The sequence below is a fragment of the Faecalibacterium prausnitzii genome, assembly GCF_003324185.1.
Taxonomy (GTDB): domain Bacteria; phylum Bacillota; class Clostridia; order Oscillospirales; family Ruminococcaceae; genus Faecalibacterium; species Faecalibacterium prausnitzii.
This window is the reverse complement of record NZ_PXUP01000027.1, coordinates 1-15,197: the sequence shown is the minus strand read 5'-3', so window position 1 is coordinate 15,197 and position 15,197 is coordinate 1. Positions and strand designations below refer to the sequence as shown.

Below are 15,197 nucleotides of genomic sequence, written 5' to 3'. Positions count from 1 at the left end.
CGGCCAAACATCTCTTTCTTGTAGTAACACGGCTTCAAGACTTTTTCATCGTGGAGCCGCTTGGCGATGCGGTGAAGTCCCAGCCCTTCCTCTGCCATTGAATAGATATACTCAACAACAGGGGCGGTGTTCGGGTCGATCACAAGGTGATTGTGGTCGGCAGGGTCTTTCTGGTAGCCAAACGGTGCGCCGCTTGAGATATACTTTCCGCTTTTCTTGCGTGTCCGAAGGGCACTCTTGATTTTTCGGGAAGTGTCTTTGGCATACATTTCATTGATGATGTTTCGGAACGGGGCAATATCCATCTGGGATTGCTCGTTGGAATCATAACCATCATTGATTGCAATATAGCGGACACCGTGTTCAGGAAAGAAGATTTCCATATACGTTCCGGTTTCGATGTGGTTGCGTCCAAGTCGGGACTGGTCTTTGGTAATGACTGTTGCCACCTTTCCTTCCCGGATATCATCCAGAAGTTCCTGAAAGGCAGGGCGGTCAGAATTCGTACCGCTGTAACCATCATCGACATAGAACTGGCAATTCCCGAAACCGTTGCGTGTGGCATACTCCATAAGCATCGCCTTTTGAAAAGCGATTTGTCAAGGGTATTTTCACCATAAAACACGCATGACATATAATTTTTTCAAATTAGGCATATACTAATTCTTTCCTACATCCTGTCCTACATCCTGATAGAGCATACTGAAAGAAGTTCGGCATCCTCGCCCACAAGTGCTTCGGATGCCGCTTCATATCTTTGGAACAGCATATGAACTGCGCTGTTCCATAAACTTTATTCATTGATATTTGTCTGTACATCTTGATATAGGCTGTTGGCAGACAATTCTCCTCCAATGGCAAACGCTTTCCCGGCTTCTGTGTCACCTTGCAAATGGTACACAAACCATGCCGTCATATAACCGTCAAACTGCTTGTATGAGTCGCCATGGTCTACATTTTTCTTTCTTGCAATCACTTTATCTACTGTTTCAGGGAGCAGGCTGTAATTCTCCTGCAAAGACCACAGCGGGCAAATCCCCTGTGCTACGCCGTTTTTATCGTCGGTAACTTGCTCCTTGCTTGTAGCATTCCCCGCATCCCAACTGCCAGTCCCTGCTGTTAAGAAGGTTGGAATATTTACTCTTGAAATATCATATTCCCATCCATCGGCCATAACCATTGTGTGGTAAGATGATGTTGCACTTGCCGCATATAAGGCCTTAACCATAGATCCGTGTTCCTGATTGGTGACCATGTTGAACACCGCCGGTCCACCTTGAGAGTGTCCCGCAATCCCAATATTGTCTAAGTCGATTTTGTGATAAAAAATGCTGTCCTTCTTTTCGTTCTCTGCAATCAGGAATTTTATCGTTTCCTCCAGGGAAGCGCCAGTCCTCGTGTTTTCATCATCGTTCCCAACAGAAATAAAGCCCCACGAAGATAGGTGCGTTAGGAACGGTTTATAGGTAGACGAGGTACTTCCTGTCCCATTTGCAAATATGACAACGGGGTATTGGGTATTGCTGCTTTCAAGCTCAGAGGGATACCAAACTGCATATTTCCCAATGACATCATCATTTGCGTCATATTCCTGACAGGATACTTCTTTATCCCCGAATGCCGTATATTTTTGCTCGATTTCTCCAACTGCTTCTGTGTATTTATAGTAATTGGATTCTTTGTGCAGAGCGAATAAAATCAATGCAACGACCCCAACAACGACCACCGCAATTAATATAAGAACAATTTTGAATACTGTCATCATAACTTTTTTCACGGACTTGTTTTCCTCCAAACTCGTATTTTCTTTCAAACCATACGCCCAACCCGGTGCCTTAGGGCATCCAAGAGCGTCTGTAAAAAATCATTATTTACTTCACAGGTATATATCGGGCGAGATAATCTTCGACTGCATCCATGTATGCCGCATACAGCTTGTTGTCGTTTTGCAAAGCGTGCCCGGAATGGGTCAGTTCAAAGTATTCGTGCGGCACATCATTCGCTTCCAGAGCGTTCACCAAATGCTTGACACTGTCAAACGGGCACACCTTATCCTGTGCGCCATACGCACAGACGGTGGGAACCGTGTTTTCATTCACCCACATATCAGCGGAAATGTCCTTGACTTGTTCGTCATAACTGCCGGATGTAATCATTTCTTCCGTGATAGCGTTTCCCGACATCACACTGAACAAATTTGCTGCAGCTTCGGTATTTTGATCCAAGCCGTAGTTTTTCCAATCTTCATGGTGGAAGCTGGCAGGCCCAACCGCTTCAAACACCATCTTCACCGGCACGGGTGATTGCTCTGCATCCCGATAGGCATACAGCAGTGCCAGTGTTCCGCCAGCCGAGCCGCCGGAGATCGCCATTTTATCCACCTTATATCCCAGCTTTTCTGCCTCGGCAATCACATGGGGAATACTGTCCCTAATCTCCACGGACTGGCTGTATACGCTTGCTTCGGGATGCGCTTCATCCCTCAGAGTGTAGTTGATACCTGCCGCTACATAGCCCTTGGAGCAGAGCCATTGCAGCATGGCCTGATCATCCTGCTTGTCCCCGGTGGTAAAACCGCCTGCATGGAGATAGACCGCCAGACCATAGCTGTCCCGGCTGCTATCCGCAGGAACGTAGAGATCAAATTTATTCGCTGCGCCCTCCCCATAGGACAAATCCGCATAGACTGTTCCTACGCTTTCATCCCATTTTACTGTATACTTCCCGTGAAACGGGTCAGCGGTCATTTTCATTACCACCGAGGCGAGAAAAGCGGTAAGGAATACCACAACATAGATGAATCCCCACATAACTCTCCCTTTTTTCTTTGTTTTACTTTTGCTCATAGGAAATTTCCTCCAAACAGCGTGCCACCCACCAATAGATTGAGAAAAGCACGCACAACCAATCGTCCCAAAACGGCAGCAACAATTATGACAACCAGCAGGATGATCAGCCTTTTTTGCAGTAATGTCATGATTTCATTTCTTCCTTTTCTTGACTTTCCGATTTTTATGTGATACCATATTGAATATACATTTGTATCGGCGTTACTATTGTATCATTCAGGCTGTTAATTTGCAAGGAGAAGCAGAAAAATGAGACAAACCAGTAAAAATGTATCACCTATGAGCAACGAGGGAAGAAACCTTTATGTGATTACCCATATTACCGAATCTCTTTTGGAGTTATTAAAAGATAAACCGCTGAATGATATTTCCATCAGCGAGCTGTGCAGCCACGCTCAGGTTGGACGAGCAACCTTTTACCGTAATTTTGAAGTGAAAGAAGATGTTTTGAACGTCTATATCCATAAGCTGTTCTCGGAGTGGATCGACACCTATGAGAGCAACCCGCCTAAAACGATATCGCAAATGGTAAGGGAGCTCTTTCTCCACTTGGAAAAATACCGGGATTTCTACGGCCTGCTGAGCGAGCGTGGGCTCATCTATTTGTTGAAGAATGTGCTCCTTGAAATATATGCTCCAAAGCCGGAACAACCCGCACAGGCCGCCTATGCCTCTGCCTATGTCGCTTACACCCTATATGGGTGGATTGAAGTGTGGTTTCAAAGAGGAATGAAAGAAACCCCGGAAGAAATGGCTGCTATGTTTCCAAATTAAAGATGAAATAGGTAGGTGGGACAGGAACGGCATTACCGTTCCTGTCCCTTATCTTTTTTCTTTTGGGGAATTTGCTGTCCTTCCTGCGCCCGTCGCATCATTCTCCGTACCGCCTGTCGCTCCATATCCTCATGAAGCATACGGGAAACCGCCTTTTTGCTGTCAAACATCAAAAGCGGGCTGTACTTTTCGCCGTAGACCTGCTGTGCCCGGCTCTCCGCTTCCTGCTCCTTGCCGGGGCGGATGGCCTGCCTTGCTTCATACAGTTGCACCGGATCGAAGCCCTGTGCCTGCTCCCGAAGCCCGGCATACTCGTTCAGGGCAGCGTCCAGTTCGGCAGAATATTTCTGTTCCCGTTCTTCCAGCCGTTTCAGGCTCTGCTCCATGGCGGCAATGTCTTTAGGGAATTGTTCGGCAGCATCTTCCTCGGTATATGCCAACGACGCCAGAAGCAGATTCTTTTCCGAACGCAGTTCTTCCAAATCCTCCGTCAGAGCCGCTATCTTAGCCGCCAGTTCCCGGTGCCGGAACACATGGACAGCAGAGAGCGCCTTTTTCTCGGAAAGCAGGCTGCGGCGCTCTTTCGTCTTATCTCGAATGTCCTTTGCAACCTGATTGTACTGTGCGAGGGCTGGGCGCAGCGTATTCAGCGAAGTGTTCAGGCGTTCCTTACCCTTGCGGAGATACCCCAGCTGATAGCAGAACAGCAGTAGATTTTTACGCAGATTCTCCATGGCATCGGCAAGTGCCGGGATGGTATTTTTGACTGCCTGCGCCAGCTTTTTGACCTGTCCTCTCAGTTCCCGGAGCAGGGCATTGTCCGCCTTGATCTGCCGGTTCAGTTCGCACCGGTCAGAGATGATACCCTTTTTCTCCATAGCTCTGGCAACCACACCCTCATGGACCGTAGGCCGCTCCAGCAGGCCACGCTCAGCATGGCTGCGGTGGTCGATGCGTTCTTCGTGCCCAGTGCGCTCCAAATGAAGATTGGTCACATCCGCCCATGCCTGACGCCAGAGGACAAGCTGCTCGTCGCTGTTCCATCGTTCCGTGATGGGATTCTGCCTGCCATATTTGGTGCTTTTGGGATACTTAGATATCCTTTCATAACCCTGTGCCTGCGCTGCGGACGGGGTCATATACACCTTCTTTTTGCCTACTTTATACTGGTACTGCTTCTCCCATCCGTCGGCCTGTGCCTGCTTGAACTCGGCGGCGGTAAAGCCCCGTTCCTCGCCGTCTTTGACACAGAGATATTCTTTCTCGGTCTTGTACTGCCATTTTCCCTTTTCATCCAGCGGGCGCACTGTCAGCAGGATGTGGGCATGGGGATTGTGTCCGGGAGGATATGGGTCATGGATGGCAGCATCGGCGCACATTCCGTCTGCTACAAACTGCTCCTTGATGAAATCTTGCAGGAGCTGAATTTGTTCCTCCCGGCTCAGTTCTATGGGCAGCGCCGCCACAAATTCACGGGCGAGGCGGCTGTCCTTTGCGGTTTCGGTTTCCTCCACGGCGTTCCACAGGGTTTCCCGATCCTGCCATTCTGCGGGGGCGGTGGCTGGCAGAAAAACCTGCCGCCACCCAAGCCCCTGTTTACGGGTATAGTCATGCTGCACCCCGTCATACTCGTTGAGCATCCGGGAACAGCTCAGATAGGCCGCAGCCGCCACGGCGGAGCGCCCAGCTCCACGGCTGACTATTTTGGCCTCCAAATGATAAATCGCCATTGTCTACCGTCCTTTCTGAAGGGCTACTGTGAAACGCAGCACCCCTTCTTCCGTACTCAATTGCAACAGGTACGTCGTGAGATACGACGTACCGCCAGCAGGGGTGGAACAAATCGTTCCACCCCTGTATCTGTGCCAAGCTGCCGGTGGCAGGTTGACGCAGGCAGGCGGCGGGATGGGGTGGCAATATACCACCCCATGAACAGGGGCTTCCAAAGTGGAAACCCCTGCGCCGACTGCATGGGCAAGGCTGGCAGTTTGGTAGAAATGCAGCCTTGTCCAGCGGCTCCCGCAGGAGCCGCAATCCCCCTCGGAGAGCGCACGTGCCCGACCAACGGGAGGGCTACCACCGCCTGCTTTAGCAGGTGGTGAGTAAGTGCGCCCTTCGGGAGAAAAAAGAGGGAGGCCCCCGGTTTCCCGGAGACCTCCCAGCGGAATTCAATCGTACTGCGGCAGCTTCTGCATCAGGTAATCCTCCAGCGCAGACAGATTCATCGTCCGCACTTCCGGCAGTACCTTTTCCAAAATCGCGCCCTCCTGAATGAGCCTTCGCGTTCTGGCTTTGCGCTCCTTGACTCTGTCTCTGGCCTGCGCTTCCTCCAATCGGTGCTGCGCCTGCAACAGCTTCTTTTCTGCATCTGTCATGTGAAAAATCCTCCTTATCTTCGTTTCTGCCAGACGATTTCATAGCCCAGCGCGTCGGCAAGTTGGACGGCTTCGACGTAGCGCAGGGATTCCCGCTGGAGCTTATTGGACAGGTTGGAAACGCTGTCAGACCAGCCGTGTTCGTCCCGCAGCAGATCGACCACCTCCTGCATGGTCATGCCCTGACGGACGATGTACGACTTGATCTCGTTTCTCAGATTGGATTTCATTAACTTTTTACCTCCATATTCTCGTGATATTGGTTTTTGAGTAAGTGAACTGTGTGCGCTTTGCGGTGAAAAATTTGCCGTGCCGCAAATCTGCTCAGATTTCCGTCCGTGATGCCCTGTTCACAACAGCGCCCTACCGGCTTCATCGTTCTGTGCGAAAGCATACGGAACGGCAGAATATGCCGCCGTCCGGTGCAGCAGCTTCACGCTTCGGTAAATCACCGGATGGTGCAGTGCATTCGACCTGCGGCGAAAATCTTCACGGATTTCACAAGCATTGATTTTGGGGCTGCAAAATTAAGCCGTCTGTGTACGGCTCGGTACGGCATAGACGGCTTGTGTACGCTTGTGTACGCTTCTGTACGCCGGTTATGCGTACCGGCCGCCGATTTGGCGGCAGGTTTTACACTCTACCGTGAAATGCTTCACGGTGTGCACAAGTAAAACTGCTTTTTGAGAATGGAATCAAAAACAGCCGTACAGAGTGTACGGCGTGTACGGCAATTTTGAAGTCCGCTCCTCATTTTTAGTATGGCAGCGGATTGACCACCTCAATGCCCATAAAGCCACGCACCCGCTTGCCGCCGACACGGACATTGTTGGTAGCTTCCACGTTGTAAAGCCGCTCGTTTTGCGCAAGCTCGGAGCTGACACGGTTAGCCGACATGGGCTTCTGTGCGTTATCGTCGCACCAACGGGTATAGGCTTCATAGATTGCCTTGGAGCTGGCTTCGCTGTCTGCCCGAAAGCGAATGTAGCCCTCGGATTGCAGAAACTCGATCACATTGTTGCTGCTGCGCTTGACCGTCTCCATGTTCTCTCTGGCCTTGCCCGAAATGCTGAACTGATAGTTGTTGCCAATCAGCCGGTGCAGCCCCTCCAGACACCAGAGAAAGATGCCCTCCTTTTCCCGCAGCAGCTTGTCCACCAGAAACGGATCGTCTGCTCTGCCTGCGGGCCGGTCTTTGGTGGTCAGCACGATCTGGCGGCGAAAGAAACCGTCGGACTTGTCGTGCAGGGCGGTGAGCGCACCGTTTCCGAAGCAGAGGAACCGGACATAGAGCTGGCTTTGGTAACTCTGGACGCCCTTGCGCTCCATGTCCATTTTGCACTCAGATGTGACGATGGATTTGATATAATTGGTCTTGGGCAGGGCACTCATGTCCATATCGTCGTCCACCATCAGGAGCTTGTTTTCCAAATCCGCACGGCTGAACCGGTTGCTCTCGACCTTCTGGATGCTGGTGGTATTCATGCTGTCGCCCAGCAGCGAGCGCATAACCAGTCCGATACGGCTCTTGCCCTCACCGCCTTTGCCGATGAGCATGAGCATTTTCTGCCCCTTGGTGGTCGGCAGCAGACAGTAACCGAGAAATTCCTGCAAGGTGGGAATGTCCTCCGGTTGCAGCAGCTCGGACAGGAATTGCAGCCACTTTTGGGGAATGGGTGCGTCAGGGTTGTAGGCGACCGTCAGGCGATTGTTGCAGTAGTTCTTGTCGGCGGTGAAGCTGCCATCCATGAAATACGTTCCGTTGGCAACGTGGATGCGGTCCGTCTCTATGGACAGCGGCGGCGAATAGGCTTGCAGTTTGATACTGGCCAGCAGATTTGTCACGATTTTAGACAGCCCGGAGGTCAGCACCCCGGAGATTTCCTCCAGAATGAGATTGCCGATCTGCCCCTCGTCCTCAATGAGGCCATCCACCGTGAACAGCCGCCCGCGCACACATTTCATGGGATGCTTGTCCAAAAACTGCTGGCAGAACAGCACCTCGTTGATGTGCCTGCCGTCATACCACTCAGGCCACGTCTGCGGTGTCATATCCATCTTCCAATTCCTCCTTGTGAATTTTCACTAATCTTCTTCGCAGCCTGTCCAGCCTGCCGTCTGCCATCTGCTGCTGAACCACTTCGGCACGTTCGTGAGCATCCCCGGCGCACAAAATATCCAGATAGTATTCCATTTCATCGAGCTTGTGACAGGCTTCCACAAACCGTGCGTGAACAGGCGCGTCAGGTGACTGCGGCGCATACCGCACCTTCCAGTCCCGCAGCACACGGGCGTAATCCGACAGAACAGAAAAGCACAGCCGCTCGTTTTCCATGAGCTGCTGTGCTTCTGTTCGGATGCGCTTTGCGTGGAGCGCCGCTGCGCTGGGCGGCTTGTCCGGGCTGAGATGAAAATCTGCCATCAGCTTCCGTGCCGCATCGTAGAGCGATAGCTGAAACAGTCTGCCTGCAAAGTCGATCACATCCCCGTGCTCCCCGCAGGCGAAGCAATAATAATGATCGTCGGCCACATACAGGCTGGGGTTCCGGTCGTTGTGAAAGGGGCAAAGTGCTTTGCCGTATCGGTTCACATCGATCCCGTACAGCTCTGCCGCCTCCCGCAGATTGACATTTTCTTTTACGATTTCAAAAATACGCATGATACCTCCATTTCTGCGCAAAAACGGCGGCCTGCCCAATCTGGGGCAAGCCGCCGTCTGCGTCTATTTTATGCTGTTTTCGTTTCTTCCTCGTTCTTAGCTTCTCGCAAGGCTTTCTTCCATGCGCCCTGCCGTTTGATTTGTGCTGCATACCGACAATCGTCACTGCAATATTTCACATCTGACCTTGTTGTGATAAACTCCTTGCCGCAGTTTTCGCAGGTACACGCCCGGCTGCGGCTCTCTGCCGCCTCCTGCCGGTAGAATTTTGCCCGGCAGTTGGGACCGCAGAACAGGGTGTTCGTCCGTTTGGATGCAAATTCCTGCCCGCAGCACTTGCAGGTCAGCATGAAAGGCTGACCGACAGCGTGTTCACCAGCCTTGATTTTCTGATACCGTTCCCGGCTTTTAATGCGATGTCGCTTGAGCTGCTCCTGCCGCTTGATTTCTTCCTCGGTCAGCTCCGGTGCGGGAAGCTCAAACTGCCCGATAAAGCGAAGGTGGATCTCCACCTCCTGCACCCGGTCACCGTCGATACGCTCCGGGGCGTGGACGATGATTTTCTCAATAAACTCGTTGATCATGGGTGTAGTCAGCTCGGAGAAGTCCGTGTACTTCCTTGCCAGCTCCAGAAACTGCTCCACACGGGCGGCGTCCTCCGCAAAAGCGGACAGCTTTTCTTCTGCTTCTGCGACAGAGGCTTGCAGCGCTTTCTGCTCGGCTTCGTAATCTGCCAGCAGACTGTCAAAGCGCTCATCGGTAATGCGCCCGACAGCAAAGGATTCATAGAGCTTTTTGATGATGGTGTCCAGCTCAGCAATACGCTTTTTGTCCTTGCTCAGCTTTCGCTTGGCATCTTTGGCCGCTTCCACCTGCCGGAGCTGGGAGGCAGAGCGCACCTTTTCCATAAACGCCGCCTGATTGGAAATTGCAAAGGTGCTGACCGTGCGGATGGTGTCCAGAATCAGGGTGCGCAGAGCTTTGGTCGTGATATAGTGGCCGCAGCAGGCGGCAGTTCTTTTCTGATGGGCGAGGGTATAGGAGGAACAATCGAAGAAGTCAGATGGATAGGGATTGTTCTCTGTGCCGCCTTTGGAGCGGTGATTATACATCTTCTCGCCGCAGTCAGCGCAGTACAAAAGGCCGGTCAGTGGATTCGCTTCACCCAGCGTGTCGATGCGCTTTGGTGTCTTGCGGAGCTTTTGCGCAAGCTCCCATGTTTCCCTGTCCACGATGGCCTCGTGGGTATTCTCGAAGATCAGCCAGTCCTCCTTGGGATTCATTACGGCGTTTTTATCCTTGTAGGACTGCTTGTGGGAACGGAAATTCACCGTATGCCCCATATACTCCGGCTTGGAGAGGATCTGTCCCACGACATAGCCGCTCCAGTTATACGGGTTGGAAAATTCCTCTTTGCTTTTCCAGATGCCCTTGCCCTGCTTGCCGAAGTACACGGCAGGCGTCTCCACCTTATCCTCAAAGAGGATGCGGGCAATATCGTAGGGGCCTTTGCCCTCAATGGTCAAACGGAAGATACGCCGCACCACGGCGGCAGCTTCTTCGTCGATCAGCCAATGGTATTTGTTTTCCGGGTCTTTCTTGTAGCCATAGATAGCACAGTTGGTAGTGGGCTTGCCGGATTCGCCCTTGACGCGGATGGCGGTTTTCTGCTTGCGGCTCAGGTCGCGCAGATACCACTCGTTCATGATATTGAGGAAGGGGGCAAACTCATTGCTGTTCTGGTCGTCGCTGTCCACGCTGTTGGCAATGGCGACAAAGTGGACGCCGTGTTGCCGGAAGAATACCTCCGTGTAAAAGCCGGTTTGCAGATAGTCGCGCCCCGCCCGGCTCATATCTTTGACGATCACATGGGCAACCTTGCCTGCCTCAATATCCGCGATAAGCTGTTTCCATGCCGGACGCTCGAAATTGCCGCCGCTCCAGCCGTCGTCCGTATAGTGCCGACAGTTGGTGTAGCCTCTCTGCTGGGCATAGCTTTCGAGATATTTTTTTTGATTCACGATGGAATTGCTATCCCCGGCGTTGTCATCGTCACGGGACAGCCGCTCATAGAGAGCGGTAATTTTGCTTTCAGCCTGTTTCACGCTCATGATGCGCTCCTTTCAGACTGTCGGCTCATTTGTGGTGCCTCCATTATACCATAGGTTCCGTCGTTTGTAACCATATCATTGCGTACAATCCGCAAAATTTTATCCTCCATAGTCTCGCCGCCGTTTTCGTTGAACACAACTCTGACCTTGTAGGTTGTACCGCCAATCCGGCGGATGATAAACTGTTCTCGTTTGTTCTGCTCCATAGGCATCTTCCTTGCGCGATTGGTTGGTTTTTGATATAATGTGTTTGGTTCCGTTGGCTGTAAGCCAACCGTGTCTTTCTGTTGCTTTTCCATGTTCCATATCCTCCTTTTCTTCGTTGATGGCTTTGAGAAGTAACCTGTGTAATTTGCGTCAAGATTACTTTCTCTACTAATAGGAGAAATACAGAGTGTAAATCGGAACTGTTTTTGAAAAAAAGAAAAATATTTTTTTGGGGAGGTGAAGCTGTCATGGAACCGTGGGAGGATGAACTGCTGTGGGATGATGATTTTTCCGATGAGGAAGAAGTTGCCGAGGAGCAAATAGAGGAAACCGGTCTTAAAATGGATGAGGACAGCTTTGCCGATTGGGAGGATGCGTCTGACGGTGCGCCGGTGGACGAGACGCTGGAGGAGGCGCTTGCAGAGGAACGTACGCTGGAGCTGGAAAGCGAGCTGGAGCAGGACGAACACCCCAGAGACTATAATGCCGAGCTGGAGGACGAGGAGGAAGAAGCGGCGCCCACCAGTGAGAAGCGGCTCAAGCGTGAAATTCGCGCAGAGGCTCTGCGGCGGCTGGAGGAAGCAGCCCGGACAGAATCCGACTTTCTGACTGTAGTAGACGAGTGGAATAAGCTGGACAGGAACCGGGAGCGCCGGGAACGTGACTATGAGAACCTGCGTGGGGATGTGCCGTTGGAGTTTCAGGCGGTACCTGATCCGAAGATCGCCCCGCTGTGGATGAATCTGCCGAGGTTCCGCCAGCTCTGTCAGGGAAACTTTCTCGACATCATCTTTTCCTGTCCATACGAGCTGCACGAGCTGACTGCGAACCGTTTTCTCTCCAAGCTTTTTTTCGCCCTCAGCGATGAGCAGAAGGAGGTGCTGTATTACCTGTTCGTCAAGCAATACAGCACCACAAGGCTTGCCGCCATCCGAGGGCAGTCCGACCGAAATATCCGAAAGCTGCGGATGACCATTCAGAAAAAGCTGCAAAAGCGGATGTATGAGCATCTGAGCGAAAAGCTGGAAAACGATCATAGCCTTACGCTGCGGGAGCGCGAGTTCATGGAGGAATATGAAGCGCTGCTGCAAACCATGGGCAAGGATGCCGTGATCCGCAGGGAGAATAAAACGAAGCCGAGAAAAAAGAAAGCCGCCCTTGACGATGCCAAGGACGGTTGATACAATGGTAATATGGTTAATATATAGATGGATTACGAATTGAGAGGAACAGCGTCATGAACAATCTGTTTGCGCAGTCCCGTTCCCATTGGGTGCGGTATGACCGCTATGAGATCAAGACCGGCAAGGACGGAAAACGCTATATTACGCCGGAAAAGGCGGCAAAGCCCGACATCTATAACCCGCTGAAGGAGTCCTCCGAGATGGTGCTGGAAGCACTGAATGTTGGTATGCTGATGATGAACCGCAGTCCGGAGGACGAGGTGGAAAAGGCAATTTTGGCTTTTGTGACCCATTACGGTCTGTTGGGGCTGATGACGGCACTGCCCACTACGCCGTCGTTTATGGACTACGAGGCGGTTTATCTGCCGAAGAATCACTTCATCAAGGAAGAAAGCATGGCGACAGAGGATTATCTTGCTCTGTTCTATCCCTTCGACAAATTGGATGTGGTGAAAAAGGGCGTGGAATCCAGTTGGAATGTTTCCGGGGATAATATGATGATTGCCCTGACCATGACCTTTATGGATGAGCCAATGGCGAAGAACATGAGCTTCCAGCGGGAATATGCCGAGCCGTATGATTGGGTTGCCCAGCAGTTCAAGGATTGGGCGTTCACGCTGACCACCTCTATTCTGTACTATAACGACTACGACAGCATTGACGAGGATACAAGAAATCTTTACCGCAAGGCCATGGCTGCCTTCGGCGGCATTGCGCCTACCTATCATATTGAACTGCTGGACAAGCCCACCATCTATTGGGACTTTCATTCCCTGCTGCTGGGCGTGCAGATGATGTTCAGCTTTATGCTGGTGGACGACGCAAAACCCTTGCGGCTGTGCAAGCACTGCCAGAAGGTGTTCCTCGGCAGTCGGGCCAATTCCGCATTTTGCAGCGCCCGGTGCAAGAATCAGTATAATGTTTATAAGAGCAGGGGAAAGAATAAGGGACAGGACGGTGAGAATGATGATTGACCGCTGGATTGCAGAAGCGACCGAATGTGATTTCAAGGTCGCGCTGGAGGTAAAGAAGCCGAAAAGCTGGCTCAAAAGCGTCAGTGCCTTTGCAAATGGCATTGGAGGCACGCTGTTTTTTGGTATTGATAATGACAGAAATGTTGTCGGCTTAGCTGACGCGCAGACCGATGCAGAGGCAATCAGCCGGTTGATTAAAGAGCGTATCACGCCTTATCCGAGTTTTGTCCTCGCACCGGAGCGGGAGGACGGCAAGGACATTCTTGTGCTGTCTGTGTTCGCAGGGCGCTCCACACCGTATTACTACAAAGCAGACGGCGTTATGGAGGCGTATATCCGCATCGGCAATGAAAGCGTGATTGCTCCGTCCTATGCGCTGAACCAGCTGATTCTCAAGGGGATGCACCGCACCTATGACGAACTGGTTTCCGAGTATGATTTCAAGGATTACGCTTTTTCCAAGCTGCGCGAACGGTATAAGGCTTGGACGGGCAACAGCATGGAAGAAAAGCTGTTCGATTCCTTCGATATGCGGGACGAACACGGCAAGCTGACCAATGCAGGCGCCTTGCTTGCAGACGATTCTCCCATCCGGCATTCCCGCCTGTTCTGCACACGCTGGAACGGCCTTGATAAAAGCGGCGGTATGGTAGATGCACTTGACAGCGCGGAATACTCTGGCAGCTTGATCATTCTGCTCAATGAGGGTGTCAGTTTTGTTAAGCGGAATATGAAAACACGCTGGAAGAAAACCGCCGATTCTCGTGTTGAGATGCCCGACTACTGCGAGCGGAGCGTTTTTGAGGCGCTTGTCAATGCGCTGATCCATCGGGATTATCTGATTTTGGGCAGCGAGGTTCACATCGACATTTACGATGACCGTCTTACCATTTATTCTCCCGGAGGTATGGCAGACGGCACACGGATACAGGAACGGGATCTGACCAGCATTTCCTCCACGCGCCGCAATCCTGTTCTTGCAGATATTTTCGGACGGCTGGGCTATATGGAGCGTCAGGGCAGCGGCTTTAAGAAAATCACGGAAACCTACCGCGCCGCTCACAATTACCGCGACGAGCTGGAGCCTAAATTCTATTCGGATGCCAGCTCTTTTCAAGTTACACTCTATAATCTGAATTACGGAACTGTGGCAACCGCAAACAGGGTTACGATTGAGGACGAAAATGTTGCGATTGAGGTTGCGATTGACCGGCTGAACGCAAGCCAAGGGACGATTGCAAAGGCGAAAGCGGTATTTGCAAATATGGGCATCGATGGTGTCTTTGGTCGCTCCGACATCGCTGCTATCACAAAGGATTCCGTTACTGCCGCAGGCAATCTCATTACAAAACTGAAAAATGCGGATTTGATCGAGCCTGTCAGCGGCTTTGGAAAGGGAAAATATAAGTTTATAGCACCAAAAGAATAAAGATAATGCCCGTTATTGGCTATGCAGTCAATAACGGGCATTTGTCATTCATATACAAGCTCGGTCAAAACGATTTCCTCCGCACGATTGCGGATGCTGTTCATGCGGCGCACCCATTCCATTTGGTTGGCGGCTTTGAGCGCTTCGGTCACATCTTCCTGCCTTGCCATATCGGAAACGATGTTTGCCATACGCTCGTTGCAGGCTTGGTCGATCTCGGCAAGGTGCCGATGCAGCGTTCCGCTTGTGAGCAGGCTTGCATAGAGAACCGGACGATGTTCTTTCAGATAGCTGCGGCGCATACGCCCGTACTTGCCGATCTGGTATTCTGGTTCGCCCGGCAGCGCAAGGTTCGGGATAAGATAATCACCCTCCTGACGGTAAGTGCCGCCCATTTCTTCAAAGATAGATTTCATAAAGTTCAGCTCCTTTTTGTGTTGATTTGCAGCGGTTATAAGGCTTTTTTGGCTCCTTTCCTACAACTGCTGTTCCATTCACCACAAATGAGCCGCAGTCATATGTATTAGGTTGGAGAAACCACCCTCTACATAGTAGCTCTTGAGTGCGGATGCTCAGGCTTTCGCTGTTTGAACCGTCATCTTTTGACAGTCGGCAGTATAAAGCAGTTACTTTTT

The 15,197-nt window shown here is 51.5% G+C and carries 17 protein-coding genes; 4 read left to right on the top strand and 13 right to left on the bottom strand.

Annotated elements, in window-relative coordinates; all coding sequences use genetic code 11:
- From C7J97_RS13485 to C7J97_RS15530, 4 genes are all read right to left on the bottom strand, one after another.
- The coding region (locus C7J97_RS13485) for a recombinase family protein (protein WP_242983524.1) at positions 1-572 on the bottom strand (572 nt) is incomplete at its 3' end.
- A gap of 221 nt (positions 573-793) precedes the next feature.
- The gene (locus C7J97_RS13480) at positions 794-1,795 is read right to left on the bottom strand and encodes an alpha/beta hydrolase family protein (RefSeq protein ID WP_113993258.1); all 1,002 of its coding nucleotides are present in this window, start codon (positions 1,793-1,795) and stop codon (positions 794-796) included.
- A gap of 76 nt (positions 1,796-1,871) precedes the next feature.
- Entirely contained in the window at positions 1,872-2,846 is a 975-nt protein-coding gene (locus C7J97_RS13475; RefSeq protein ID WP_009260078.1) for an alpha/beta hydrolase, read from the bottom strand.
- Complete coding sequence (locus tag C7J97_RS15530; RefSeq protein WP_256291436.1) at positions 2,843-2,977, bottom strand: hypothetical protein; 135 nt, start codon at positions 2,975-2,977, stop codon at positions 2,843-2,845. Before C7J97_RS15530 ends, C7J97_RS13475 begins: the two co-directional genes overlap by 4 nt.
- A gap of 121 nt (positions 2,978-3,098) precedes the next feature.
- Between C7J97_RS15530 and C7J97_RS13470 the strand changes: the two genes are divergently transcribed.
- On the top strand, positions 3,099-3,623 hold the full coding sequence (locus C7J97_RS13470; RefSeq protein ID WP_009260077.1) for a TetR/AcrR family transcriptional regulator: 525 nt from the start codon (positions 3,099-3,101) through the stop codon (positions 3,621-3,623).
- Between the two features lie 32 nt (positions 3,624-3,655).
- Here the strand turns inward: C7J97_RS13470 and mobQ are convergent, their stop codons facing one another.
- The 7 genes from mobQ to C7J97_RS13430 form a co-directional block, all read right to left on the bottom strand.
- Positions 3,656-5,353 (bottom strand): MobQ family relaxase, encoded by a 1,698-nt coding sequence (gene mobQ / locus C7J97_RS13465; RefSeq protein ID WP_113993257.1) that lies wholly within the window; start codon positions 5,351-5,353, stop codon positions 3,656-3,658.
- A gap of 438 nt (positions 5,354-5,791) precedes the next feature.
- Entirely contained in the window at positions 5,792-5,998 is a 207-nt protein-coding gene (locus C7J97_RS13460) for a DUF3847 domain-containing protein (protein WP_113993256.1), read from the bottom strand.
- A 14-nt stretch (positions 5,999-6,012) separates the two neighbouring features.
- Positions 6,013-6,228 carry a DUF6471 domain-containing protein gene (locus C7J97_RS13455; protein ID WP_071441608.1) on the bottom strand — a complete coding sequence of 72 codons (216 nt, stop codon included), beginning with the start codon at positions 6,226-6,228 and terminating at the stop codon, positions 6,013-6,015.
- 526 nt (positions 6,229-6,754) lie between these two features.
- Positions 6,755-8,056 carry a DNA primase family protein gene (locus C7J97_RS13445; RefSeq protein ID WP_113993254.1) on the bottom strand — a complete coding sequence of 434 codons (1,302 nt, stop codon included), beginning with the start codon at positions 8,054-8,056 and terminating at the stop codon, positions 6,755-6,757.
- The gene (locus C7J97_RS13440; RefSeq protein ID WP_113993259.1) at positions 8,028-8,657 is read right to left on the bottom strand and encodes a CHC2 zinc finger domain-containing protein; all 630 of its coding nucleotides are present in this window, start codon (positions 8,655-8,657) and stop codon (positions 8,028-8,030) included. Before C7J97_RS13440 ends, C7J97_RS13445 begins: the two co-directional genes overlap by 29 nt.
- 68 nt (positions 8,658-8,725) lie before the next feature.
- Positions 8,726-10,768: a recombinase family protein gene (locus tag C7J97_RS13435; RefSeq protein WP_113993253.1), complete on the bottom strand. Its 2,043-nt coding sequence runs from the start codon at positions 10,766-10,768 to the stop codon at positions 8,726-8,728.
- Positions 10,765-11,067, bottom strand: coding sequence for a transposon-encoded TnpW family protein (locus C7J97_RS13430; protein WP_242983523.1), 303 nt, complete (start codon positions 11,065-11,067; stop codon positions 10,765-10,767). The genes C7J97_RS13435 and C7J97_RS13430 overlap by 4 nt, the downstream gene beginning before the upstream one ends.
- Positions 11,068-11,223: 156 nt before the next feature.
- On the opposite strand from C7J97_RS13430, the gene C7J97_RS13425 reads away from it, so the two are divergent.
- Genes C7J97_RS13425 through C7J97_RS13415 form a run of 3 tightly spaced genes read left to right on the top strand, consistent with a single transcriptional unit; the run spans position 11,224 to position 14,562 of the window.
- A complete protein-coding gene (locus tag C7J97_RS13425) occupies positions 11,224-12,156 on the top strand; it encodes a sigma-70 family RNA polymerase sigma factor (RefSeq protein WP_113993252.1) in 933 nt (310 codons plus the stop codon).
- A gap of 56 nt (positions 12,157-12,212) precedes the next feature.
- Entirely contained in the window at positions 12,213-13,133 is a 921-nt protein-coding gene (locus C7J97_RS13420) for a hypothetical protein (RefSeq protein ID WP_113993251.1), read from the top strand.
- Positions 13,123-14,562 carry an ATP-binding protein gene (locus tag C7J97_RS13415; protein ID WP_113993250.1) on the top strand — a complete coding sequence of 480 codons (1,440 nt, stop codon included), beginning with the start codon at positions 13,123-13,125 and terminating at the stop codon, positions 14,560-14,562. Before C7J97_RS13420 ends, C7J97_RS13415 begins: the two co-directional genes overlap by 11 nt.
- 44 nt (positions 14,563-14,606) lie before the next feature.
- Here the strand turns inward: C7J97_RS13415 and C7J97_RS13410 are convergent, their stop codons facing one another.
- Positions 14,607-14,978, bottom strand: a complete 372-nt coding sequence (locus C7J97_RS13410) for a TnpV protein (RefSeq protein ID WP_113993249.1) — start codon at positions 14,976-14,978, stop codon at positions 14,607-14,609.
- Positions 14,962-15,197, bottom strand: a 236-nt coding sequence (locus C7J97_RS13405) for a hypothetical protein (protein WP_113998232.1), incomplete at its 5' end; no start/stop codon positions are given. The genes C7J97_RS13405 and C7J97_RS13410, both read right to left, overlap by 17 nt.